General features: G+C 65.5%; 19 protein-coding genes. All 19 read left to right on the plus strand.

What is annotated here, in order from left to right:
• Nucleotides 1–30 precede the first annotated feature (30 nt).
• The 19 genes from recN (at nt 31) to GJV26_RS16240 (ending at nt 25,431) form a co-directional block, all read left to right on the plus strand.
• Nucleotides 31–1,677, plus strand: coding sequence for a DNA repair protein RecN (recN, locus tag GJV26_RS16150; protein ID WP_155709720.1), 1,647 nt, complete (start codon nt 31–33; stop codon nt 1,675–1,677).
• 126 nt (nt 1,678–1,803) lie between these two features.
• Nucleotides 1,804–2,913: a ferrochelatase gene (gene hemH / locus GJV26_RS16155; protein ID WP_155709721.1), complete on the plus strand. Its 1,110-nt coding sequence runs from the start codon at nt 1,804–1,806 to the stop codon at nt 2,911–2,913.
• Nucleotides 2,914–3,184: 271 nt separating this feature from the next.
• A complete protein-coding gene (gene grpE / locus GJV26_RS16160) occupies nt 3,185–3,754 on the plus strand; it encodes a nucleotide exchange factor GrpE (RefSeq protein ID WP_155709722.1) in 570 nt (189 codons plus the stop codon).
• Between the two features lie 80 nt (nt 3,755–3,834).
• Nucleotides 3,835–5,805 (plus strand): molecular chaperone DnaK, encoded by a 1,971-nt coding sequence (dnaK, locus tag GJV26_RS16165; protein ID WP_155709723.1) that lies wholly within the window; start codon nt 3,835–3,837, stop codon nt 5,803–5,805.
• 247 nt (nt 5,806–6,052) lie between these two features.
• The gene (gene dnaJ, locus GJV26_RS16170) at nt 6,053–7,180 is read left to right on the plus strand and encodes a molecular chaperone DnaJ (protein WP_155709724.1); all 1,128 of its coding nucleotides are present in this window, start codon (nt 6,053–6,055) and stop codon (nt 7,178–7,180) included.
• 169 nt (nt 7,181–7,349) lie between these two features.
• Nucleotides 7,350–8,021 carry a carbonate dehydratase gene (gene can, locus GJV26_RS16175; protein ID WP_155709725.1) on the plus strand — a complete coding sequence of 224 codons (672 nt, stop codon included), beginning with the start codon at nt 7,350–7,352 and terminating at the stop codon, nt 8,019–8,021.
• Between the two features lie 145 nt (nt 8,022–8,166).
• On the plus strand, nt 8,167–9,396 hold the full coding sequence (locus GJV26_RS16180; RefSeq protein ID WP_155709726.1) for a putative DNA modification/repair radical SAM protein: 1,230 nt from the start codon (nt 8,167–8,169) through the stop codon (nt 9,394–9,396).
• Between the two features lie 344 nt (nt 9,397–9,740).
• Nucleotides 9,741–11,132: a UdgX family uracil-DNA binding protein gene (locus GJV26_RS16185; protein ID WP_443094230.1), complete on the plus strand. Its 1,392-nt coding sequence runs from the start codon at nt 9,741–9,743 to the stop codon at nt 11,130–11,132.
• A gap of 139 nt (nt 11,133–11,271) precedes the next feature.
• Nucleotides 11,272–12,219, plus strand: a complete 948-nt coding sequence (locus GJV26_RS16190) for a TauD/TfdA dioxygenase family protein (protein WP_155709727.1) — start codon at nt 11,272–11,274, stop codon at nt 12,217–12,219.
• 26 nt (nt 12,220–12,245) lie between these two features.
• A complete protein-coding gene (locus tag GJV26_RS16195; protein WP_155709728.1) occupies nt 12,246–13,241 on the plus strand; it encodes an ABC transporter substrate-binding protein in 996 nt (331 codons plus the stop codon).
• 1 nt (nt 13,242) lies between these two features.
• A complete protein-coding gene (locus tag GJV26_RS16200) occupies nt 13,243–14,103 on the plus strand; it encodes an ABC transporter ATP-binding protein (RefSeq protein ID WP_155709729.1) in 861 nt (286 codons plus the stop codon).
• The gene (locus GJV26_RS16205) at nt 14,100–14,975 is read left to right on the plus strand and encodes an ABC transporter permease (protein WP_189441935.1); all 876 of its coding nucleotides are present in this window, start codon (nt 14,100–14,102) and stop codon (nt 14,973–14,975) included. Before GJV26_RS16200 ends, GJV26_RS16205 begins: the two co-directional genes overlap by 4 nt.
• Before the next feature lie 97 nt (nt 14,976–15,072).
• A complete protein-coding gene (locus GJV26_RS16210) occupies nt 15,073–15,672 on the plus strand; it encodes an ANTAR domain-containing response regulator (protein WP_155709730.1) in 600 nt (199 codons plus the stop codon).
• A 34-nt stretch (nt 15,673–15,706) separates the two neighbouring features.
• The gene (locus GJV26_RS16215) at nt 15,707–16,840 is read left to right on the plus strand and encodes a CmpA/NrtA family ABC transporter substrate-binding protein (protein WP_155709731.1); all 1,134 of its coding nucleotides are present in this window, start codon (nt 15,707–15,709) and stop codon (nt 16,838–16,840) included.
• Nucleotides 16,841–17,170: 330 nt separating this feature from the next.
• Nucleotides 17,171–18,484, plus strand: a complete 1,314-nt coding sequence (locus GJV26_RS16220; RefSeq protein ID WP_155709732.1) for an MFS transporter — start codon at nt 17,171–17,173, stop codon at nt 18,482–18,484.
• Nucleotides 18,485–18,528: 44 nt separating this feature from the next.
• Nucleotides 18,529–21,054 carry a nitrite reductase large subunit NirB gene (gene nirB / locus GJV26_RS16225; RefSeq protein WP_155709733.1) on the plus strand — a complete coding sequence of 842 codons (2,526 nt, stop codon included), beginning with the start codon at nt 18,529–18,531 and terminating at the stop codon, nt 21,052–21,054.
• A gap of 43 nt (nt 21,055–21,097) precedes the next feature.
• Entirely contained in the window at nt 21,098–21,457 is a 360-nt protein-coding gene (gene nirD / locus GJV26_RS16230; protein ID WP_155709734.1) for a nitrite reductase small subunit NirD, read from the plus strand.
• A gap of 25 nt (nt 21,458–21,482) precedes the next feature.
• Complete coding sequence (locus GJV26_RS16235) at nt 21,483–22,688, plus strand: NAD(P)/FAD-dependent oxidoreductase (protein ID WP_155709735.1); 1,206 nt, start codon at nt 21,483–21,485, stop codon at nt 22,686–22,688.
• A gap of 55 nt (nt 22,689–22,743) precedes the next feature.
• The gene (locus GJV26_RS16240) at nt 22,744–25,431 is read left to right on the plus strand and encodes a nitrate reductase (RefSeq protein WP_189441855.1); all 2,688 of its coding nucleotides are present in this window, start codon (nt 22,744–22,746) and stop codon (nt 25,429–25,431) included.
• The last annotated feature ends 132 nt before the right edge of the window (nt 25,432–25,563 follow it).

Consider the following 25,563-nt stretch of genomic DNA (forward strand, 5'->3'; position numbering starts at 1 on the left):
TTCAACACTGGAAGCTCTTTACCGCGATCTATGCTGCGTACACTGTCCATCCGCGATTTCGTCATTGTCGATTCCATCGAACTGGAATTTTCCGCCGGCTTCACGGTGTTTACAGGCGAGACGGGCGCCGGCAAGTCGATCCTGATCGATGCGCTCACGCTGGCGCTCGGCGGGCGTGGCGATGCGAGCGTGGTGCGCGAAGGCGCGGCCAAGGCCAACATCACGGCCGATTTCGCGCTCTCCGCGGCGGCGCGGCACTGGCTCGATGCCAACGAGTTCGCCGCCGACGATGGCGGCGCGCTGCTGCGCCGCGTGATCGACAACGCCGGCCGTTCCAAGGCCTACATCAACGGCATCGCCGCCACGGCCGGCCAGTTGCGCGAGCTGGGCGACCTGCTGGTGGACATCCACGGCCAGCATGCGCACCAGTCGCTGCTCAAGACCGAGGCGCAGCGCGAGCTGCTCGACAGCCAGGCCGGCGCCAGCGGCAAGGATGTCGCCACGGCCTACAAGGCATGGCGCGCGCTGGCCAAGCAGCTGCAGGAATTCGAAACCAATGCCGCCAACGTGCTGCTCGAACGCGAGCGCATCGAATGGCAGGTGGGCGAGCTCGACAAGCTGGCGCCGAAGCCGGGCGAGTGGACCGAGATCGGCAACGAGCACAGCCGGCTGTCGCACGCGGCCAGCCTGCTCGAAGGCGCGCAGGAAGCGCTGGCGGTCATTTCCGAATCGGACGAGCAGCCGATCGTGTCGCAGCTGTCGTCGCTGAACCAGAAGCTGGCCAAGCTGGTGTCGGTGGATGCCGAACTGCAGCCGATACTCGACCTGATCGAATCGGCCCGCATCCAGCTGCAGGAATCGGCGTATGCGCTGAACACGTACCTGGACCGCGTTGAACTGGACCCGGAGCGCCTGCGCGAAGTCGATGCGCGGATGGAGGCGCTGCATTCGTCGGCCCGCAAGTTCCGTGTCGACCCGGACGACCTGCCGGCCGAACACGCCCGGCTGACCGCGCAGTTGAGCCAGCTGGCCGATGCCACCGACATCGAAGGCCTGCGCAAGCAGGAGGCGAAGCTGAAGGACGAGTACCTGGCGGTGGCGCGGAAGCTGTCCGCCACGCGCGCCACCGCCGCGCGTGCGCTGGGCGAGGCGGTCACCAAGGCGATGCAGGACCTGAACATGACGGGCGGGCGGTTCGAGGTGGCGCTGCACCCGGCCGAACCTTCGGCCAGGGGGCTGGAGCAGGTGGAGTTCATGGTGGCCGGCCATGCCGGCGTGGCGCCGCGGCCGCTGGCCAAGGTGGCCTCCGGCGGCGAACTGGCGCGGATCTCGCTCGCCATTTCCGTGATCACGTCGAACGCCACCACCGTGCCCACGCTCATCTTCGACGAAGTGGACAGCGGTATCGGCGGCGGCGTGGCCGAAGTGGTGGGGCGGCTGCTGAAGCGCCTGGGCCAGGAGCGGCAGGTGCTGTGCGTCACCCACTTGCCGCAGGTGGCCAGCCAGGGCAACAGCCACTTCCAGGTTGCCAAGAGCACGCTGGAAAACGGCAAGACCGCCTCGCGCATCGAAGTGCTCGATGCGAAAGCCCGCGTCGAGGAAGTCGCCCGCATGCTGGGCGGCCTCGAAATCACCGCCACTACCCGCAAGCACGCCCGCGAGCTGCTGGCTTCCTGACTTTCGTCCGGAGCAAGATCGCGGCGGCCCAGCCGTCAAGCTCTGCCGTGGCCGCACGCGAGCCGAAGCGGCCGCGCGGCGGGCCGCATATAATCGAAGGTCTCCCTCGATTGATGACAAGATTCCATGGCTTTCGCGAAAGAACCTCCTCACCGGCACGGTGCCGTCAGCGGCAGCGCCGTCGTGCTGGTCAACCTCGGCACGCCCGACGCGCCCACGCGGGGCGCGGTGCGCCGCTACCTGAAGCAGTTCCTGTCCGACCCGCGCGTGGTCGAAATTCCCCGGATCGTCTGGTGGTGTATCCTGAACGGCGTGATCCTGCCGTTCCGCTCCGGCCAGTCGGCCAAGAAATATGCCTCGATCTGGACCGAGGAAGGCTCGCCGCTGCGCATCCACACCCAGAACCAGGCGATGCTGCTGCACGAAGCGCTGCAGGCGCGCGGTCACCAGGATGTGACGGTGGCGATGGCGATGCGCTATGGCTCGCCGGCACTGCCGGACGTGCTGGCCCGCCTGAAGGCCGACGGCTGCGACCGCATCGTGGTGCTGCCCGCCTATCCGCAATACTCCGGCACCACCACCGGTTCGATCTGGGATGCCGTGTTCGGGCACTACCGCAAGATCCGCAACATCCCCGAGCTGCGGCTGGTGAAGAACTACCACGACCACGACATGTATATCGAGGCGCTGCGCCAGAACGTGATGGCGCACTGGGCGCAGCATGGCCGCGCCAAGAAGCTGGTGATGAGTTTCCATGGCGTGCCCAAGCGCACGCTGATGCTGGGCGACCCGTACCACTGCGAATGCCACAAGACGGCGCGCCTGCTGGCCACCGCGCTGAAGCTGCGCCCGGAAGACTACATCGTCACGTTCCAGTCCCGCTTCGGCAAGGCCGAGTGGCTGCAGCCCTACACCGCGCCCACGGTGCAGAAGCTGGCGCAGGAAGGCGTGCGCAGCATCGACGTCATCTGCCCTGGTTTCACCAGCGACTGCCTGGAGACGCTGGAAGAAATCGCAATGGAAGTGCGCCATGACTTCCTTTCCGCCGGCGGCAAGGAGTTTCATTACATCCCTTGCCTGAACGAAAGCCCGGCCTGGATCGCCGGGCTGGCCGAGATCGCCGAGCAGCACATGATCGGCTGGCCGGCCATGGTTTCCCCATCGCAGCGCGCCATGCGCCAGCAGGACGCCGCCATCGGCCGCGACCGCGCCATCGCCCTGGGCGCTACCGAGTAGATCTTTCCCTTGCCGCGCGGCGATCGCGCAACATTGCTGCCAACAGGTTGTTAGCACTTGCGGGAGAGGAGTGCCAGCCTGTTAAAATAGCAGGTCGGCAGACCCTGTCGGCCATGATTTGCCAGCCATTTGTCAAGCGCCGGGCGAACCTTCAGGATCGCATCACGCCCTGTCTGAGCGGAATGCCCCTTGAAAAGGTAGGGGATAGCCCCAGATTCGGCCAGTGCAGTCAGGGCAATGTCAAACAAACACGATTTGTAGGAGTCAAACGATGCAAGACCAGGAAAACCAGGCCATCCCGAATCCCGAGGAAGCACAGCCGGCAGCCCAGACGCAGCAACAGGCTCCGCAGCAGGAAACTCCGTTCGAGTCCGCAGCAACCCCGAGCCTGGAAGAGCAGCTGTCCGTCACCGAAGCCAAGCTGGCCGAGATGCACGACGCCTTCATGCGTGCCAAGGCCGATGCGGACAATATCCGCCGCCGTGCCCAGGAAGATGTCTCGAAAGCCCACAAGTTTGCCGTGGAAAGCTTTGCCGAAGCCCTGCTGCCCGTGAAGGACAGCCTGGAAATGGCGTTGAAAGTGGAAACGCCGTCGATCGAGTCGCTGAAGGAAGGCGTGGAAATGACGCTCAAGCAGCTGAACTCGGCATTCGAGCGCAACCGCCTGCTGGAAGTGGTACCTGCCGCCGGCGACAAGCTCGACCCGAACCGCCACCAGGCCGTGGCCATGGTGCCGGCCGAGCAGGAAGCCAACACGGTCGTGGCCGTGCTGCAAAAGGGTTACACGATCGCGGACCGCCTGCTGCGCCCCGCCATCGTGACGGCTGCCCAGCCGAAGTAACCGCAAGCACTTGAAAAGCAAAGCCTTTTCCCGCATATAAGAAGCATTCAGAAACTAATCAGTTACGAGGAAGAACAAACATGGGCAAAATGATCGGTATCGACCTGGGCACGACCAACTCCTGCGTCGCCATCATGGAGAATGGCCAGCCAAAGGTCATCGAGAACGCCGAAGGCGCGCGTACCACGCCTTCGATCATCGCTTACCAGGAAGATGGCGAGATCCTGGTTGGTGCGCCGGCGAAACGCCAGGCCGTCACCAACCCGAAGAACACGCTGTTCGCAGTCAAGCGCCTGATCGGGCGCAAGTTCGACGAGAAAGAAGTCCAGAAGGACATCGGCCTGATGCCTTACTCGATCAACAAGGCCGACAACGGCGATGCCTGGATCAGCGTGCGCGACAAGAAACTGGCGCCGCCGCAGATCTCCGCCGAAGTGCTGCGCAAGATGAAGAAGACCGCCGAGGACTACCTGGGCGAGGAAGTGACCGAGGCCGTGATCACGGTGCCGGCCTACTTCAACGATTCGCAGCGCCAGGCCACCAAGGACGCCGGCCGCATCGCGGGCCTGGATGTCAAGCGCATCATCAACGAGCCGACCGCGGCCGCGCTGGCTTTCGGCCTGGACAAGACCGACAAGGGTGACCGCAAGATCGCCGTGTATGACCTGGGCGGCGGCACGTTCGACGTGTCGATCATCGAGATCGCCGACGTGGATGGCGAAAAGCAGTTCGAGGTGCTGTCGACCAACGGCGACACGTTCCTGGGCGGCGAAGACTTCGACCAGCGCGTGATCGACTACATCATCGAAGAGTTCAAGAAGATCAACGGCCTGGACCTGAAGAAGGATCCGATCGCCCTGCAGCGCATCAAGGCTTCGGCCGAGCGCGCGAAGATCGAACTGTCGTCGTCGCAGCAGACCGAGATCAACGAGCCGTACATCGCCATGGCGAACGGCGCTCCGGTCCACCTGAACCTGAAGATCACCCGCGCCAAGCTGGAATCGCTGGTCGAGGAACTGATCGCCGCCACGATCGAGCCATGCCGCACCGCCATCAAGGATGCGGGCGTGAAGGTTTCCGACATCGACGACATCATCCTGGTCGGCGGCATGACCCGTATGCCGAAAGTGCAGGAAAAAGTACGCGAATTCTTCGGCAAGGATCCACGCAAGGATGTGAATCCTGACGAAGCCGTGGCTGTCGGTGCCGCGATCCAGGGCTCCGTGCTGTCGGGCGAGCGCAAGGATCTGCTGCTGCTGGACGTGACCCCGCTGTCGCTGGGTATCGAAACGCTGGGCGGCGTGATGACGAAGATGATTCACAAGAACACCACGATCCCGACCAAGTTCGCGCAAGTGTTCTCGACCGCCGACGACAACCAGCCCGCCGTGACCATCAAGGTCTACCAGGGCGAGCGTGAAATCGCGGCCGGCAACAAGGCGCTGGGCGAGTTCAACCTGGAAGGCATTCCGCCGGCATCGCGCGGCACGCCGCAGATCGAAGTGACCTTCGACATCGACGCCAACGGCATCCTGCACGTGGGTGCGAAGGACAAGGCCACCGGCAAGGAAAACAAGATCACCATCAAGGCCAACTCCGGCCTGTCGGAAGACGAAATCCAGAAGATGGTGAAGGATGCCGAACTGAATGCCGAAGAAGACAAGAAGGTGAAGGAGCTGGCCGAATCGCGCAATCAGGCTGATGCGCTGGTGCACTCCACCCGCAAGTCGCTGACCGAATACGGCGACAAGCTGGGTGCCGACGAGAAGGCGAAGATCGAAGCGGCGATCACCGACGTGGAAGGCGAGATCAAGTCCGGCGACAAGTCCTCGATCGATGCCAAGGTGGCCGCGCTGACCGAAGCCGCGCAGAAGCTGGGCGAGAAGATGTACGCCGACATGCAGGCGCAGCAGGCTGCGGCCGGCGGCGGTGCGGAAGGCGGCGCGGCGGGTGGTCCGGGTGCGGGCCAGCAGGCCGGCGGCGCGGACAACCGTGCGCAGCAGGATGATGTTGTCGATGCCGATTTCAAGGAAGTCAAAGACAACAAATAATCTGGCTTAGCCGCCAGAGTGGCCGCACGCGCAGTCGCCGACTGCGCATGCGGCCTCGCCGAGGGGAGTTGCCGTTGCACGGTGCCCGCTCGGCGTTTTTGCATAACCGGTATGGTTATGAGGTTGTTTCACAACGCCAACGCTCCCGGGGCATCGGGTATCAGCAGCGGGTGGCGGCCGCAGGTGGCAGCAACCTCGGCGTCCTGTTACAGTTTCCCTTCTATTCAGTTCAGTTAGGTGCCTGCATATGGCAAAGCGTGATTTTTACGAGATTCTCGGCCTGGCAAAAAATGCCTCCGAAGAAGAAATCAAGAAGGCTTATCGCAAGCTTGCGATGAAGTACCATCCGGACCGCAACCCGGACAACAAAGAGGCGGAAGAAAAATTCAAGGAGGTCAAGGAAGCCTACGAGATGCTGACCAATCCGGAAAAGCGCGAGGCTTATGACCGCTACGGTCACGCCGGCGTGGACCCGAACATGGGCGGCGGCGGCTTCGGTGGCGCCGGCGGCTTCGGCGATGCGTTCGGCGACATCTTCGGCGACATCTTCGGCGGCGGCGGCGGCCGGCGCGGTGGCGGCGGCCCCCAGGTCTACCGCGGCGCGGACCTGCGCTACAACCTCGAGATCACGCTGGAGCAGGCCGCGCATGGCTTCGACACCACGATCCGCGTGCCGGCCTGGGACAAGTGCGACAGCTGCCATGGCTCGGGCGCCAAGCCGGGCACGTCGCCGGTCACCTGCTCGACTTGCGGCGGCCACGGCCAGGTGCGCATGCAGCAGGGCTTCTTCAGCATCCAGCAGACCTGCCCGAAATGCCACGGCACCGGCAAGATCATCCCGGAACCGTGCCCTACGTGCGCGGGTGCCGGCCGCATCAAGCGCAACAAGACGCTGGAAGTGAAGATCCCGGCGGGGATCGACAACGGCATGCGCATCCGCTCGTCCGGCAACGGCGAACCCGGGACCAATGGCGGGCCGCCGGGCGACCTGTATGTGGAAATCCACATCAAGGCGCACGCGGTGTTCCAGCGCGAAGGCGACGACCTGCACTGCGAGATGCCGATCTCGTTCGCGAAAGCGGCGCTGGGCGGCGAAATCGAAGTGCCGACCCTGTCCGGCAAGGTGTCGTTCACCGTGCCCGAAGGCACCCAGTCCGGCAAGACGTTCCGCCTGAAAGGCAAGGGCGTCAAGGGCGTGCGCTCGGGTTATCCGGGCGACCTGTTCTGCCACGTGGCCGTCGAAACGCCGGTCAAGCTGACCGACAAGCAGAAGGAACTGCTGCGCGAGTTCGAACGCGCCACCGTCGAAGGCGGCTCGAAGCACAGCCCGCAGTCGAAGGGCTGGATGGACAAGGTCAAGGATTTTTTTGAGTAAGTTTTTGAGTAAGTTCGTTGCCGCGGGCGGCAGCCCTCGGCAAGAGACCGCTACCAAAAAAGTACGTTCGGCCGACACCATCCGGATCGGGTAAACTGGCAGCTGCATTTTCGGCCGCCGCGTTGCGAGGCATGCAACCGGCGGCCTTGTCACGTCTGAAAGGAACTTCATGAACGATACCAAGCCTTCCGACCTGCGGGAACTCCTGAACAACAACCGCCGCTGGGCCGACTCGATGGTGCAGCGCGATCCGGAATTCTTCCACCGCCTGGCCAACCAGGCGTCGCCGGAATACCTGTGGATCGGCTGTTCGGACAGCCGCGTGCCCGCCAACGAACTGCTCGGCCTGCTGCCAGGCGACGTGTTCGTACACCGTAACATCGCCAACGTGGTCGTCCACTCCGACCTGAACTGCCTCTCCGTGCTGCAGTTCGCGATCGAAGTGCTGAAAGTGAAGCACGTGATCATCGTCGGCCACTATGGCTGCAAGGGCGTGCACGCCGCGCTGACCGGCGCCCGCGTGGGCCTCGTCGACAACTGGCTGCGCCATGTGCAGGACGTGAGCCAGAAACACGAGCGCTACCTGGGCACCGTGCTCGACGAGCGCGTGCGCAGCGAAAAGCTGGTGGAGCTGAACGTGGTGGAGCAGGTGGTCAACGTCTGCTCGACCACCATCGTGCAGGACGCCTGGGACCGCGGCCAGCAACTCTCCGTGCACGGCTGGGTCTACGGCATCAACGACGGCCACCTGCACGACCTGGGCATGACGATCAACGAATTGCCCGAACTGCAAACGAAGCTGAAAGCCAACCTGGGCTCGCGTTACAGCGCTGCGCAATAACCGGCAAAACCGGTGCCGGACATCTTTTCCCCTGGAAAAGTGTCTGGCACCTTGAACCGCTGCTGACCCGGTATTTTCGGCCGCCCGTCCAGTCTCCCGAACAGCACTCCGCTATACTGTATATCTGTACAGTTGGGTGCCAAAAATGGAGCTGAACGACAAGCTGGAAATCCTCGCCGATGCGGCGAAATACGACGCGTCGTGCGCCAGCAGCGGTGCACCGAAGCGTTCGTCCGAGGGCAAGGATGGCATCGGCGCGACCAACGGCATGGGTATCTGCCACAGCTATACGCCGGATGGCCGCTGTGTCTCGCTGCTCAAGATCCTGCTGACCAACTTCTGCGTCTACGACTGCCAGTACTGCGTCAACCGCCGCACGTCGAACGTGCCGCGCGCCCGCTTCACGGTGCAGGAAGTGGTGAAACTCACGGTCGACTTTTACCTGCGCAACTACATCGACGGCCTGTTCCTCAGCTCCGGCATCATCCAGTCCGCCGACTACACGATGGAGCAGCTGGTGGCCGTTGCGCGCGAGCTGCGCGAAGTGCACCAGTTCCGCGGCTACATCCATCTGAAGACGATTCCCGATGCCGACCCGGCGCTGATCGAGGCGGCCGGCCGCTATGCCGACCGCCTGTCCGTCAACATCGAACTGCCCACGCAGGACAGCGTGCAAAAGCTCGCGCCCGAAAAGAGCGTCCACACGATCAAGCTCACGATGGGCAATATCCGCCTGAAGCTGGACGAGAAGGAAGCCGAACCGAAGTCGCCCAGGTTCGCGCCGGCGGGGCAGAGCACGCAGATGATCGTGGGCGCCGATGCCAGCGACGATGCGCGCATTCTTACCACCGCCGAAACGCTGTACGGCAGCTACAAGCTCAAGCGCGTGTACTACAGCGCGTTCAGCCCGATCCCGGAAAGCCCGAAAAGCGTGCCGCTGGCGCCGCCGCCGCTGCTGCGCGAACACCGCCTGTACCAGGCCGATTTCCTGCTGCGCAGCTATGGCTTCCAGGCGAAGGAACTGCTGCCCGCATCGGGCAACCTGTCGCTCGACATCGACCCGAAGCTGGCATGGGCACTGTCACACCGCGAGCATTTTCCGATGGACCTGAACCGCGCCGAGCCGCAGATGATCGCGCGCATTCCCGGCATCGGCATCCGCAACGCGCAGCGCATCGTCGAGCTGCGCCGCATGCGCCAGGTGCGCTGGGCCGATCTCGCGCGCCTGCGCTGCAGCATGAAGAAGGTGGCGCCGTTCATCGTCACCGCCGACTACCGTCCGGCACGGGACACCACCTCGTCCGATACATTGCGCCAGGCCATGGCCGACGTGCCGCAGCAGATGGCACTGTTCCCGGAGCTGCAGGCTGCATGAAGGACGATGCCGTTGCGCTGGCGCTGTCCGGCCAGCCGGTGGTGGTCACGTCGTTTGCCGAGTGGCGTACCGCCGCGCGCGCGCTGATCGTGCGCCATGTCGCGCCCGAATACGTACAATGGGTAATGCAGGAAGGCGGCGGAGACCTGTTGAGTGCAATGCCTCCGGTAGCGGTAAATGAGCTTGTGAATGAAGTTGTCGATGACTCGGCAAGTGTAGTTGAAGTGGCAAGTGCAGTTGAAGTGGCAAGTGCAGTTGAAGTGGCAAGTGCAGTTGAAGTGGCAAGTGCAGTTGAAGTTGCAAGTGCAGTAGAAGCAGCAAGTGCAGTTGAAGTTGCAAGTGCAGTGGAAGCAGCAAATGCAGTGGAAGTGGCAAGTGCAGCAAACGAGTCAGCAAGCGCATTGGTTAGTGAGGATACTCATAACCCCGATGAACGATCGGACCCGCCGCCCCCGAACAATCCTCCATCCGGTTTGCAGCCGCGTATTTCCCGCAAACTGATTGAAATGCTGCAAGGCGCAGCCTGCTATCGGGCCCACGACCGCTGGGCCTTCCTCTACCGCGTGCTGTGGCGCTGGCACCGCGGCGAACACGAGGTGATCTCGATGGCGGATGAAGATGGCGCCCGCCTGCACCACATGGTGCGGGCGGTGCGGCACGAAGAACACGACATGCATGCCTACCTGCGCTTTCGCGAACGCCCCGAACAGGAAGGCGCGCCACGCTTCGTCGCGTGGTTCGAGCCGGCGCACGACGTGCTGCCGCAAGTGGCACAGCACTTCGCCAGGCGCATGGGCCGAACCAGCTGGATGATCGCCACGCCCGAGGCCACCGTGCTGTGGGACGGCGCCACCCTGCACACCGGCGCGGCGCTGGCGCGCAGCGCGGCCGATTTCACCGATGCCGGCGAATCGCTGTGGCTCACCTACTACCGCAGCATCTTCAATCCAGCGCGCCTGAACGCGGGCATCATGCACGGCCATATCCGCCACCGCTTCTGGAAAAACCTGCCCGAAGGCGCAGTGGTGACGCACATGGTCAGCCAGGCCGCGGCCGGCGCGCGCAAGGTCGGGCAGCTCGATACCGTCGGCAAGCGGGGCGGCACCACGATCCCGATCTCGTCCGAACAGGCGGCGCCGGAACGCCAGCAACCCAGTTCGCTGGACGAGTGCCGGCGCTGCGACCTGTGGCAGAACGCCACGCAGGCGGTGGCGGGGCAGGGCGCGCGCCGCGCGAAGATCATGCTGGTGGGCGAACAGCCGGGCGACCAGGAGGACCTGGCCGGCAAGCCGTTCGTCGGCCCGGCCGGCGAACTGCTGGACAAGGCGATGGATGAAGCGGCACTGGACCGCCGCGCCGTGTACGTGACCAACGCCGTCAAGCACTTCAAGTGGGAGCCGCGCGGCAAGCGCCGCCTCCATAAAACCCCCGCGCAAAAGGAAGTGATGGCCTGCCGCTACTGGCTCGAAACGGAGCTGGAAACGGTGGCGCCCGACGTGCTGGTGGCGCTCGGCAGCACCGCGCTGAAGTCGATCCTGCAGACCGGCAGCGCGACGATGAAGGACTACATGGATGCGCCATTCGAGCATGAGGGGCGCTGGGTGGTGGCCACCTATCACCCCGCCTATGCGCTGCGGGTGCCGGACCGCGAGTCGCGCCAGGCGGCGTTCGCGGCGATCGTCGAGGCATTGAAAACGGCGCAGCGGCTGGCGCGGGGCGAGTCGCCAGAAGCTTGAAAACCGCATATCAATATCAAAAAGTATTCGTTTTGTTCATGATGCGAGCGGCATAGACTGGCTTCACTCGCCTGGTGCCGTGGCCGTGGAAAGCGCGGTGTCGGGCGAGCTTCCGACCCCGCCAGCTGGAGCGCATCACATGTCCGCAGTATTGAGTGCAGTATCAAGCGCAGCATCAAGTGCAGCATCAAGCACAGTATCAAGCGCTGGAAAACATGTCGCAGCCCGCCCGGAAACGGGGTTGCACATTCGCCCGTTCGAGGGTCCCCTTGGCGCCGAAGTATTCGGCCTCGACCTGGCGCAGCCACTCTCCCGCAAGGATCTGTTGCAGCTGCATGCCGCCCACCTGGAGCACCATGTGCTGGTGTTCCGGGACCAGCGCATCACGCCGCGACAGCAGGTCGATTTTTCCCGCCTGTTCGGTCCCTTGCAAATCCATGTGCTGAGAAATTTCCAGCTGGCGGGGCACCCGGAAGTCCTGGTGGTGTCAAACATCGTCGAAGACGGCAAGCCGATCGGCCTGGGCGACGCCGGCCATTTCTGGCATTCCGACCTGTCGTACAAGGAGCAGCCCAGCCTGGGCTCGATGCTGCACGCGCAGGAGCTGCCGGCCGAGGGCGGCGACACGCTGTTCGCCAACATGCATCTGGCCTACGACACGCTGCCCGAAGCGCTGAAGAACGAGATCCGCCATGCCCGCGCCGAACACAGCTACCTGAAGCAGTACTCCGAACTGCAGCGCCGCAGCCCGTGGCGGCCGAATCTCACGCAGGCGCAGATTGACGAAGTCAAACCCGTGGTGCACCCGGTGGTGCGCACGCACCCGGAAACGGGGCGGCAGGCGCTGTTCGTCAGCGAGCATTTCACCACCCGCATCGTCGGCATTCCCGAGGACGCCAGCGCCGCGCTGCTGGCCGAGCTGTTCGCGCACAGCGTGAAGCCGCGGCATGTCTACCGCCACCAATGGCAACCGCACGACATGGTGTTCTGGGATAACCGCTCGCTGATGCACCTGGCCGCCGGCTGCCCGGCCGACCAGCGCCGCAAGCTGTACCGCACCACGATCGAAGGCGACGTGCCTTACTGATCCGGACAACCCTGACCATACCGCTCATGAAATTACTGAAGATTGCCGCCGGCGCGCTCGCGCTCGCGCTGGCCACCGGCGCACAGGCCGAAGGCACCATCCGCATCGCCGAGCAGTTCGGCGTTACCTACCTGCTGCTGAACATCGCGCAGGAACAGAAGCTGATCGAGAAATACGGCAAGCAGAACGGCGTGGAGGTCGACGTCGAATGGAAGAAGCTGTCCGGCGGCGCGGCCATCAACGATGCGCTGTTGTCGGGCGCGATCGACATCGCCGGCGCAGGCGTCGGTCCGCTCGTCACGGTATGGGACCGCACCAAAGGCCGCCAGAACGTGAAGGGCGTGGCGGCGCTGGGCAGCTTCCCGTACTACCTCGTCAGCAACAATCCAAAGGTCAAGTCGATCGCCGATTTCACCGAGAAGGACCGCATCGCCCTGCCGGCGGTCACGGTCTCGGTGCAGTCGCGCATCCTGCAGATGGCGGCAGCCAAGCAATGGGGCGACAAGGAATTCGCCCGCCTCGACAAGTTCACGCAAACCTTGCCGCACCCGGATGCGGCCAGCGCCATCATCGCCGGCGGCACCGAGATCACCGGCCACTTCGGCACGCCGCCGTTCCAGGAACAGGAGCTGGCGCAGAATCCGAATGCGCGCGTGGTGCTGAATTCGTACGAGGTGCAGGGCGGGCCGTCGTCGTCGACGGTGCTCTATGCCACCGACAAGTACCGCAAGGAGAACCCGAAAACGTACCGCGCGTTCGTGCAGGCGCTGGCAGAGGCGGCGGACTATGCGTCCAGAAATCCCGAGGGCGCGGCCGACATCTACCTGAAGGTCAACAAGAGCAAGGTGGATCGCAACCTGCTGCTGAAGATCTTCAAGTCGCCGGAAGTGCAGTTCAGGATCGCCCCGCAGAACACGCTGGCGCTGGCGCAGTTCATGCACCGCGTGGGCGCCGTGAAGAACAAGCCGGCCAGCTGGCGCGATTACTTCTTCGAAGACCCGCTGGTCGAGAAGGGGAGCTGACATGGCGCCGCTGCAGGTGGTGCGCCCGCCATCGTCCGCCGATGCCTTGCTGCGCGCGCGCGGCGTCACCCTCGAATATCGCAGCGGCGGCAATGCCGTGCGCGCCACGCAGGAGGTCGACTTCGACGTGTTCGGCGGCGACCGCTTCGTGCTGCTGGGGCCTTCCGGCTGCGGCAAGTCGTCGCTGCTGAAGGCCGTCGGCGGCTTCATTACGCCGGCGGCGGGCTCGATCACGCTGGGCGGCAAGTTGATCACGAAGCCCGGTCCGGACCGCATCTGCGTGTTCCAGGAATTCGACCAGCTGCCGCCATGGAAGACGGTGCTGGAAAACGTGATGTTCCCGCTGCTGGCGTCGAACAGTGCGGGGCGTGCCGAGGCACGGGAACGGGCGCGGCACTGGATCGCCCGCGTGGGGCTGGAGCGCTTCGAGAACGCGTATCCGCACACGCTGTCCGGTGGCATGAAGCAGCGCGTGGCGATTGCGCGCGCGCTGGCGATGCAGCCCGCCGTGCTGCTGATGGACGAACCGTTCGCCGCGCTCGATGCGCTCACGCGGCGCACGATGCAGGAAGAGCTCACCAAATTATGGGAGGAATCGCCGTTCACGCTGCTGTTCGTCACGCACTCCATTGAAGAGGCGCTGGTGGTCGGCAACCGCATCCTGCTGCTGTCGCCGCACCCGGGCCGCGTGCGCGCGGAGCTCAACAGCCACCAGTTCGGGCTGCACAGCGGCGGCGGCGCCGACTTCCAGCAGGCTGCGCAGCGCATCCATCACCTGCTGTTCGGCGAAACGCCGGCGTCTCATGTGGCCGACCCGGCAGCCAACCCTGCTGCCGGCGAAAACGAAAGGATCGCCCTGTGAGCACGCTCGAACCGCCGATCCGGCAGGAATTCCAGTACGACCTGGCGCCCGCCGCGCCGGCATCGCTGCAACGGCGGCTGCCGGCCGTGCAGCGCCTGTGGCAGCAGGGCTGGGTGCGCAAGTCCGTGGTGCTGGCCGTGCTGGCGCTGCTGTGGGAACTGGCCGCGCGCTGGCAGGACAACGACCTGCTGCTGCCCACCTTCGAGCAGACCGCGCGCGCCTTCGTCGAGGGCATCGCCAGCGGCGAGCTGGTCGAGAAGGTCGAAGTCTCCCTGCTCGTGCTGGTGCAGGGCTACGTGGCCGGCATTGCCCTGGCGTTCGTATTGACCGCGCTGGCCGTGTCCACGCGCCTGGGCCGCGATTTACTGGAAACCCTCGTGGCCATGTTCAACCCGCTGCCCGCGATCGCGCTGCTGCCGCTGGCCATGCTGTGGCTGGGGCTCGGCAACGCCAGCCTGGTGTTCGTCATCGTGCACGCCGTGCTGTGGCCGCTGGCGCTGGGCACCTATGCCGGCTTCCAGTCGGTGCCGGCCACGCTGCGGATGGCGGGCCGCAACTACGGGCTGACCGGGCTGCCGTTCGTGGTCCAGATCCTGGTGCCGGCCGCCCTGCCGGCGATCGTCTCCGGCCTGAAGATCGGCTGGGCATTCGCGTGGCGCACGCTGATCGCCGCGGAACTGGTGTTCGGCGCCTCGTCCGGCAAGGGCGGCCTGGGCTGGTACATCTTCCAGAACCGCAACGAGCTGTACACGGACAAGGTGTTCGCCGGCCTCGCCGCCGTGATCCTGATCGGCCTCGCCGTGGAACACCTGCTGTTCGCCGCGCTGGAGCGCACCACGGTGCAACGCTGGGGCATGCGCACCAACGGTTGAGGCCGTGTCACTTTGGTGCCAGGCACCAAAGTGACACGGCCTCAACCATAAGAGCTACATTCACCAGATTGGCACAATTCTTGCTCGACAATAGGGCATGAGCCGCCATCTCCGCATCGTTTTAGTTCACCCTCCCCACGAAAGTGACGCGTCGCTGCGCGCCGCCGCGCTGCAGGCCGGGCTGGTCGAAGCCGGCTACGAGATCGTGGCGTCGCTGCCGGCCGATCTCAACCTGCCGGAACAGATCGCCCGCCTGCAACCGGACATGATCATCGTCGATGCCGAATCCGATGCGCGCGACGTGCTGGAACACATCGTCGTGGCCACCCGCGACGAGCGCCGCCCCATCGTCATGTTTACGGAAGACGAGAAGCAGTCGTCGATGGATGCGGCGATGGAGGCGGGCGTGTCCGCCTATATCGTGGCCGGCCTGAAGCCGGAGCGCATCAAGCCGGTGCTGAGCGTGGCCATGGCGCGCTTTCGCAAGGAGCAGAAGCTGCTGCACGAACTGGCGGACACGAAGCACAAGCTCGCCGAGCGCAAGGTGGTCGACCGTGCCAAGGGGCTGCTGATGAGCCGCCACGGCATGACGGAAGAGCAGGCCTACCAGCGGCTGCGGACGATGGCAATGAACAAGAACCTGAAGCTGGCCGAGATCGCCCAGCGGATACTGGACGTGGAGGACTTGCTGGGCTGAAGCGCGAACCTCGCGCGGCCCCGCCGGAGCAGTCATGCATATCGAAAAAACAACCGTCAACATAGGATTCAACCCGCTGACCGACTGCGCATCCGTCGTCATGGCGGCCATGCTGGGCTTCGACGAGAAACACGGCATCCGCATCGTGCTGTCGCGCGAAACGTCGTGGGCCGGCGTGCGCGACAAGCTGATGACCGGCGAGCTCGATGCCGCCCACGCCCTGTACGGCCTGGTCTACGGTGCCCAGCTGGGCATCGGCGCGCAGCCGCGCGACATGGCGGTACTGATGAACCTGAACCGCAACGGCCAGGCGATCACGCTGTCGCGCCGCCTGGCCGACAGCGGGGCGAAGGATGGCGCAACGCTGGCCGCGCTGATGGCGAGGGAGCCGCGCCAGTATGTGTTCGCCCAGACCTTCCCGACCGGCACCCATGCGATGTGGCTGTATTACTGGCTGGCCGCGCACGGCATCCATCCGATGACGGACGTGCGGGCGATCACGCTGCCACCGTCGCAGATGGTCTACAACCTGGCCGAAGGCCACATGGACGGTTTCTGCGCCGGCGAACCGTGGGGCCAGCAGGCCGTGATGGAAGGGGTGGGCGTCACCGCGGCATCCAGCCAGCAGATCTGGCCCGATCACCCGGAAAAGGTGCTGGGCGCCTCGCTCGATTTCGTGCGCGCCCACCCGAACACGTGCCGCGCGCTGATCGCCGCCGTGCTGGAAGCGGGCCGCTGGATCGATGCCAGCGATGAAAACCGCCGCGCCACCGCCGAGATCATCGCCGGCGTGCCATACGTGAACACGGAGAAGGCGGCGATCCTGCCCCGCATGCTGGGCCGCTACGGCGATGGCCTGGGTCATGCCTGGCAGGACGAACACCCGATGCGCTTCCACCAGGAAGGGCAGGCCAGCTACCCGTGGCTGTCCGACGGCATGTGGTTCATGACCCAGTTCCGCCGCTGGGGCCTGCTGAAATCCGACCCCGACTACTTCGCCGTGGCGCAGTCGGTCACCCAATCGCGGCTGTACCGCGAGGCGGCCGAAATGGCCGGCGTGGCGGTGCCGGCGGACGTGCTGCGCAGCTCGACGCTGGTCGACGGCCATGTCTGGGACGGCACCGATCCGGCCCGCTACGCGGCCGCCTTCGCGATCCACCAGCGCTGACGCTGCACTGCACCAGAAGCGGGCGGCACTGCACCGCAAACTTGCATGCCGCCCCGTTTTCCCCTCCCCATTCCCTCGCACCACCCCCCGCATCGTCCCCGCAGTACCCCCGTATGCCCCTTGGCGCCATGTTGACGCCGCCTGGCACGCCTCTTGCAAAGTAGAGGACAAGAGGTCAATGGCGATCTCCTGAACATTGCAAGGCCGTCCCAATGGCGGGGCGGCATCAGGACAACGGCGTCCGGGCAGTACTCACGAAACATGTTTTCGAGGGACTGCCCGGGCGCCATTTTTTTTTGCTCGTACCTTCCAATAACAGGGATCTTCATCATGACCAGCGACCTGACCCGCAAGGCTGACAGCATCAAGCTCTTCTCGCTCGCCACGCCGCAGATGCGCGCGTTCCACCTGGCGTGGCTGGCGTTCTTCGCCTGCTTTTTCGCCTGGTTCGCCTGTGCCCCCCTCATGCCGGTGATCAAGGGCGAATTCGGCCTGACCGCGGGCCAGATCGCCAACATCAACATCGCCGCGGTGGCGATCACGATCGTGGTGCGCATGATCATCGGCCCGATGTGCGACCGCGTCGGCCCGCGCAAGGCCCATACCGCGCTGCTGGTCTTCGGCTCGATCCCGGTGTTCGGCGTGGCCGCTTCGCAGAGCTACGAAAGCTTCCTGTTCTTCCGCATGCTGATCGGTGCGATCGGCGCCAGCTTCGTCATCACCCAGTACCACACGTCGGTGATGTTCGGGCCGCGCGTGGTGGGCACCGCCAACGCGGCCACCGCCGGCTGGGGCAATGCGGGCGGCGGCGTCACGCAGGCCACCATGCCGCTGATCCTGGCCGCGATCCTGATGCTGGGCGTGTCCGAAACGATGGGCTGGCGCCTCGCGTTGATCGTGCCGGGCGTGATGATGATCATCGTCGGCGTGCTGTACTGGAAGTTCACGCAAGATTGCCCGCAAGGTAACTACGCTGATCTGCGTCGTGCCGGCATCGAGATCGAAGGCGGCAAGAAAGGCGGCTGGGAAAGCTTCAAGCTGGCCGCTGCGAACTACCGCGTGTGGCTGCTGTTCATCACCTACGGCGCGTGCTTCGGCGTCGAGCTGTTCATCCACAACGTGGCCGCGGTCTACTACGTCGACCAGTTCGACATGTCGCTGAAACAGGCCGGCCTGGCCGCCGGCAGCTTCGGCCTGCTGGCGCTGTTCGCCCGTGCCCTGGGCGGCTTCGTGTCCGACAAGATGGCGCTGCGCAGCAGCCTCAATGGCCGCGTCACGCTGCTGTTCATCCTGATGCTGGGCGAAGGCGCCGGCCTGATCTGGTTCGCCAAGGCCGATACCGCCACGCTGGCCATCTTCGCGATGCTGTCGTTCGGCCTGTGCGTGCACATGGCTTGCGGCGCCACCTACGCGCTGGTGCCGTTCATCGACAAGCGCGCCCTGGGTGGCGTCACCGGCATCATCGGCGCGGGCGGCAACGTGGGTGCGGTGGCCGCCGGCTTCCTGATGAAAGGCGTCGGCAGCACGCAGCAGACGCTGTCGATCCTGGGCTACCTGGTGCTGATCTCCGCCGTCTGCGCGGTCGCGCTGCGGTTCTCGGCCACCACGAACGAAGAACACGCGCTGGCTCGTGCCGCCGCCTGATCACTCAATACCGAACATTTGAATACTGATTCACGGAGCAGAAAATGAAAATCGTCGTCATCGGTCATGGCATGGTCGGCCACAAATTCCTCGAAAGCCTGGCGGACAATCCCGTCGCGGACATGCAGGTCACCGTGCTGTGCGAAGAACCGCGCCCCGCCTATGACCGCGTGCACCTGTCGGAATTCTTCAGCGGCAAGAGCGCGGACGACCTGTCGCTGGTCAAGCCCGGCTTCTTCGACCGTACCGACATGGTGCTGCGCCTGAACGCGCGCGCCGAGTCGATCGACCTGAAGGCGAAAACGGTCACCGCCAGCACCGGCGACGTCCTGTCCTACGACAAGCTGGTCATGGCGACCGGTTCCTTCCCGTTCGTGCCGCCGATCGACGGCCGCGACCGCAAGGATTGCTTCGTGTACCGCACGATCGAAGACCTGGAAGGCATGGCCGAAGCGGGTGCTCGCCTGAAGACCGGCGTGGTCATCGGCGGCGGCCTGCTGGGCCTCGAATGCGCCAAGGCGCTGCGCGACCTGGGCCTGATCACCCACGTGGTCGAGTTCGCACCGCGCCTGATGGCGGTGCAGGTCGATGACGGCGGCGGCCGCATCCTGCGCAACAAGATCGCCGAGCTGGGCGTGACCGTCCACACGGGCAAGAACACCACCGCCATCGTCGACGGCGAAGAAGGCGCGCACCGCATGCTGTTCGCCGACGGCACGCACCTCGACGTGGACATGATCGTGTTCTCCGCCGGCATCCGCCCGCGCGACGGGTTGGCGAAGGAAGCCGGCCTGGTCGTGGGCCCGCGCGGCGGCATCCAGATCGACAACGGTTGCCGCACCTCCGATCCGGACGTGTTCGCGATCGGCGAATGCGCGCTGTGGAACGGCATGATCTACGGTCTGGTCGCGCCGGGCTACGACATGGCCCGCACGGTGGCGAAACAGCTGGCCGGCCAGAGCGCCGAATTCGCCGGCGCCGACATGAGCACCAAGCTTAAATTGATGGGCGTGGACGTGGCTTCCATCGGCGACCCGCACGGCAAGGTGGAAGGCTCGCGCAGCTACCAGTTCACCGACGAGCGCAAGCAGGTCTACAAGAAGATCGTCGTGTCCGATTGCGGCAAGTACCTGCTGGGCGGCGTGATGGTCGGCGATGCCGGCGAATACGGCACGCTGCTGCAGATGATGCTCAACAGGATCGAACTGCCGGAATCGCCGGAATTCCTGATCCTGCCGCAGTCCGACGGCAAGGCGAAGCCGGGCCTGGGCGTGGATGCGCTGCCCGACGCCGCGCAGATCTGCTCGTGCAACAACGTGACCAAGGGCGCGATCTGCGCCGCGGTGGGCGACGGCGCCACGTCGATCGGCGCGCTGAAGAGCTGCACCAACGCCGGCACCTCGTGCGGCGGCTGCGTGCCGCTGGTCACGCAGGTGATGAAGGCCGAGATGAAGAAGCAGGGCATGGACGTCAACAACCATGTCTGCGAACACTTCCCGCACTCGCGCCAGGAACTGTTCCACATCGTCCGCGCCGGCAACATCACCACCTTCGCCGACCTGCTGTACAAGCACGGCAAGGGCCTCGGTTGCGACGTTTGCAAGCCGCTCGCCGCGTCGATCTTCGCCACGTGCTGGAACGACTTCGTGCTGAAGAAGGAACATGCCGGCCTGCAGGACACCAACGACTACTACCTGGGCAACATCCAGAAGGACGGCACGTATTCCGTGGTGCCGCGGATGCCTGGCGGCGAAGTCACGCCGGACGGCCTGATCGCCGTCGGCCAGGTGGCGAAGAAATACGGCCTGTACACCAAGATCACCGGCGGCCAGCGTGTCGACCTGTTCGGCGCCCGCGTCGACGAATTGCCGGCGATCTGGGAAGAGCTGATCGATGCCGGTTTCGAAACCGGCCACGCCTACGGCAAATCGCTGCGCACCGTGAAGTCGTGCGTGGGTTCCACCTGGTGCCGCTATGGCGTGGACGACAGCGTGGGCCTGGCCATCGAACTGGAAAACCGCTACAAGGGCCTGCGCACGCCGCACAAGATCAAGTTCGGCGTCTCCGGCTGCACGCGCGAGTGCGCCGAAGCGCAGGGCAAGGACGTGGGCATCATCGCCACCGAAAAGGGCTGGAACCTGTACGTGTGCGGCAACGGCGGCATGAAGCCGCGCCACGCCGAGCTGTTCGCGTCGGATCTCGACAAGGGCACGCTGATCAAGTACGTCGACCGTTTCCTGATGTTCTACAGCCGCACCGCCGACCGCCTGCAGCGCACCAGCACCTGGCGCGACAACCTGGAAGGCGGCCTGGAATACCTGCAGGACGTGGTCATCAACGACAAGCTCGGCCTTTCCGCCGAACTGGAAGCGGACATGCAGCGCGTGGTCGATACCTATGCCTGCGAGTGGAAGGAAGCCGTGAACAATCCTGAAACCCGCGCCCGTTTCCGCCACTTCGTCAACAGCGAGAAAAAGGACGAGAACGTGGTGTTCATCGAGGAGCGGGGCCAGATCCGTCCGGCCACCGTGCAGGAAAAGAAACGCGTCATCCCCATCAAAGCCGCCTGATCAACTCGCTCCACCTGCCCAACCGCATAAAGGAAACCCGACCATGAAACGTGAAAACGAAGCCGCCAGCTGGACCGCGATCTGCGGCGTGGAAGACATCGTGCCCAACACGGGCGTGTGCGCCCTGCTGAACGGCGAACAGGTTGCCGTGTTCCGCCTGCACGATGGGCGCGACGGCACCGATGCGCGGGTGTTCGCGATCGGCAACTACGATCCGAATTCGGAAGCCTCGGTGCTGTCGCGCGGCCTGGTGGGCAACCTGGGCGAGCGCATCGTCGTGGCCTCGCCGATCTACAAGCACCATTTCGACCTGCAGACGGGCGAGTGCCTGGAAGCGCCGGAAAACTCGGTGCCCACCTGGCCGGCGCGGATCGAAGCGGGCAAGGTCTGGGTCGGTGCCTGATCGTCCGGTGCACAGGGAGACCCCAATGAAACCCTCGCTCGTGGTCATCGGCAACGGCATGGCCGGCATGCGCACGGTCGAGGAATTGCTCGCGCTCGCCCCCGACCTGTACGACATCACCGTGTTCGGCGCCGAACCGCACGGCAACTACAACCGCATCCTGCTGTCGCCCGTGCTGGCCGGCGAAAAGTCGGTCGACGACATCATGCTCAACACGCGCGCATGGTACGAGGAAAACGGCATCACGCTGCACGCCGGCGACCCGGTGGTGCACATCGACCGCAAGCGCCGCCTCGTGCGTGCCCGGTCCGGCCACGAAGTGCGCTACGACCGCCTGCTGCTGGCCACCGGTTCGAAGCCGTTCATCATTCCGGTGCCGGGCCACGAGCTGCCCGGCGTGCTCGCGTTCCGCGACATCGCCGACGTGGAAGGCATGCTGGAAGCGTCCCGCAATCACCGGCATGCGGTCGTCATCGGCGGCGGGCTGCTGGGCCTGGAAGCGGCCAACGGCCTGGCCAGGCAGGGCATGACGGTCACCGTGGTGCATGTGACCGACGCGCTGATGAACCAGCAGCTCGACAAGCCGGCCGCCCAGCTGCTGCAGCGCGCGCTGGAAGCGCGCGGCCTGGCGTTCATGCTCGAAGCGCAGACCGCCGAGATCGTGGGCCCGGACCGCGTGACGGCGGTGCGCTTCAAGGATGGCACGGAAATCCCGGCCGATCTCGTGGTGATGACGGCCGGCGTGCGGCCCAATGTCGAGCTGGCGATATCGGCCGGCCTGCATTGCGAACGCGCCATCGTGGTCGACGACACGCTGCAGACGTACGACCCGCGCGTGTATGCGGTCGGAGAATGCGTGCAGCACCGCCGCGCCACGTTCGGGCTGGTCGCGCCGATCTGGGAACAGGCCAAGGTATGCGCCGCCCACCTGGCCGGCAACGGCCACCGCCGCTACGTGCAGCAGGCTTCGCCCACGCGGCTGAAGGTGACCGGCATCGAGCTGTATTCGGTGGGCAATTTCATCGGCGGCGAAGGCTCCGAGGACCTGGTGCTGCGCGATGCGCGCCGCGGCGTCTACAAACGGCTGGTGCTGGACGGGCCGTGCCTGGTCGGCGCCGTGCTGTATGGCGACGTGCAGGACGGGCCGTGGTATTTCGACCTGATCCAGCGCGGCGCCGATATCAGCGCCTTGCGCCATCACCTGTTGTTCGGCCCCGCGCTGGCAGCGTAGGCCCGCAGCGAGAATCCGAAGTGAAACCCCTGCATTGCTCAGCATTGGAACCATCGTGAATCTGTCCCAGGAACACCTGTCCGTCGCCACCACCTGTCCTTACTGCGGCGTCGGCTGCGGCGTCAAGGCCACGCCGCAGGGGCCGCAGTTCGCCACCGTGGCCGGCGACACGGCGCACCCGTCCAACTTCGGCAAGCTGTGCGTGAAGGGTTCGGCGCTCGGCGAAACGCTGGGCCTGGAGGGGCGGCTGCTGCACCCGCAGGTTCGCGAGGAGGGAAAACTGCGGCAGGCATCCTGGGACGAAGCGCTGGACCGCGCCGCCGGCCAATGGCGCGCGATCGTCGACGAGCACGGCCCCGATGCCGTGGCACTGTATGTGTCCGGCCAGTTGCTGACGGAAGATTATTACGTCGCCAACAAGCTGATGAAGGGCTATGTCGGCAGCGCCAACATCGATACCAATTCGCGGCTGTGCATGTCGTCCGCCGTGGCCGGCCACAAGCGCGCGTTCGGCGAAGACCTGGTGCCGGTCAACTACGACGACCTGGAAAACGCCGACATGATCGTGCTGGCCGGCTCGAACCTGGCATGGTGCCACCCGATCCTGTTCCAGCGCATCATGCGCGCAAAGGAAGCGCGGCCCGGCCTGAAACTGATCGTCATCGATCCGCGCCGCACCGCCACCTGCGAACTGGCCGACCTGCACCTGCCGGTAAAGCCGGGCACGGATGTGTGGCTGTTCAACGGCCTGCTGGCCTACCTGTCGAAGAGCGGCGCGGCGGACCCGGCGTTCATCGCCAACCACACGCGCGGCCTGGACGAAGCGCTGGAAGCGGCCGACATCTCGCCGGAAGACGTGGCGCAGGCCTGCAAGCTGCCGCTGGACGACGTGCTGGCGTTCTACGACGCGTTTGCCGCCACCGCGAAAGTGATCACCGGTTTCTCGATGGGCGTGAACCAGTCCTCCGCCGGTACCGACAAGGTCAACGCGATCATCAACTGCCACCTCGTGACCGGCCGGATCGGCAAGCCCGGCATGGGGCCGTTCTCGATCACCGGCCAGCCGAACGCGATGGGCGGCCGCGAAGTGGGCGGGCTGGCCAACATGCTGGCCGCCCACCTCGACCTGGACAAGCCGGAGCACCGCGCCGCCGTGCAGGAGTTCTGGGGCTCGCCGCGCATCGCGGACAAGCCCGGCCTGAAGGCTGTCGACCTGTTCCAGGCCATCGAGTCGGGCAAGGTGAAAGCCGTGTGGGTGATCGCCACCAACCCGATCGTCAGCCTGCCGGATGCGGACCAGGTGCGGCGCGCGCTGTCGAAGGCGGAACTCGTGATCGCCAGCGACGTGGTGCTGGGCACCGATACCAACGCCTATGCCCACGTGCTGCTGCCCGCGCTCGCGTGGGGCGAGAAGGATGGCACGGTCACCAATTCCGAACGCCGCATCTCGCGCCAGCGCACCTTCCTGCCGGCGCCGGGCGAGGCGAGGGGCGACTGGAAAATCCTCTGCGAATTCGCCCAACGGCTCGGGTACGACGGTTTCGATTTCGCGCACCAGTCGGAGATCTTTGCCGAGCATGCGCGCCTGTCCGCCTGGCGCAACACGCCGGACGCGCTGCCGCGCGCGTTCGACATCGGCACATTGGCCGAAATCGACCGCGCCGGCTACGACGCCATGGAGCCGGTGCAGTGGCCGCTGGGCCGCCGCGTGTTCGCCGATCAGCGTTTCTCGTTCCCGGACGGGCGTGCCCGCTTCGTGCCGACCGCGCCGCGCCTGCCCGTGAACACCGCCGGCGGCGAATACCCGCTGGTGCTCAACACCGGCCGCGTGCGCGACCAGTGGCACACCATGACGCGCACCGGCCGCGCGCCGAAGCTGGCCGAGCACACGCCGGAATCGTTCGTCGACCTGCACCCGCAGGATGCGCTGCTGTGCGGGGTGCGCGACGGCGAACTGGCGCGCATCTCGTCGCAGTGGGGCAGCATGGTGGCGCGCGTGCGGCATGGCGGCGGCATCGCCCGCGGCAGCGTGTTCGTGCCGATCCACTGGAATGGCCAGAATGCCTCCGACGCCCGAGTCGGCGCGGTGGTCAACCCGGTGGTCGATCCGGTGTCGGGCGAGCCCGAGTTCAAGCACACGCCGGTGATGGTCGACCGCTTCCCCGTGCAGTGGCACGGCTTCGTGCTGTCGCGCACGGCGCTGGAGCTGGATCAGGTGGCGTACTGGACCCGGGCCCAGGGCGCCGGCTTCCAGCGCTATGAAATGGCCGGCCGCAACCGCATCGCCGACTTCGGCGCCTGGGCGCGCGAACTGCTGGGCGTGCACGACGAGGATGCCGACTGGCTCGAATACGCCGACCGCAGCGCCGGCGTCTATCGCGCCGTGCACATCGTCGACGACCGCATCGCCCAATGCATCTTCGTGTCGCCGCGCCCCGACCTGCCCGAACGCGCCTGGCTGGCCGGCCTGTTCTCGAACGAAGCGTTGGCCGATGCCGAGCGCGCCGGCGTGCTGGCCGGCCGCCCGCTGGTCCAGGGCGCCGATACCGGGCCCACCGTATGCTCGTGCTTCGGCGTGGGCCGCAACACGATCTGCAACGCGATCCGCGACCAGGACCTGAAAACCACGGCCGAGGTCACCGCCTGCGTGAAGGCAGGCGGCAACTGCGGCTCGTGCGTGCCGGAGATCCGGCAACTGCTCGTGCTGGTGCGGGAAGAGACGGCCGCGGCGGCCGCCAGCTGAACTGTCCGGTCAGCCGGCTGCGCCGATGCGCAGTGGGGTAGCGGGCGGCGGGCATCCCGCCCGCCACCGGTTCATCGCCTGCGCGCGAACCGCGCCGTTGCGGGCAGCGACATGGTTGCCGGCAGCCCGCGC

This window comes from Pseudoduganella dura (assembly GCF_009727155.1).
In the GTDB taxonomy this organism is placed as follows: Bacteria; Pseudomonadota; Gammaproteobacteria; order Burkholderiales; family Burkholderiaceae_D; genus Rugamonas; species Rugamonas dura.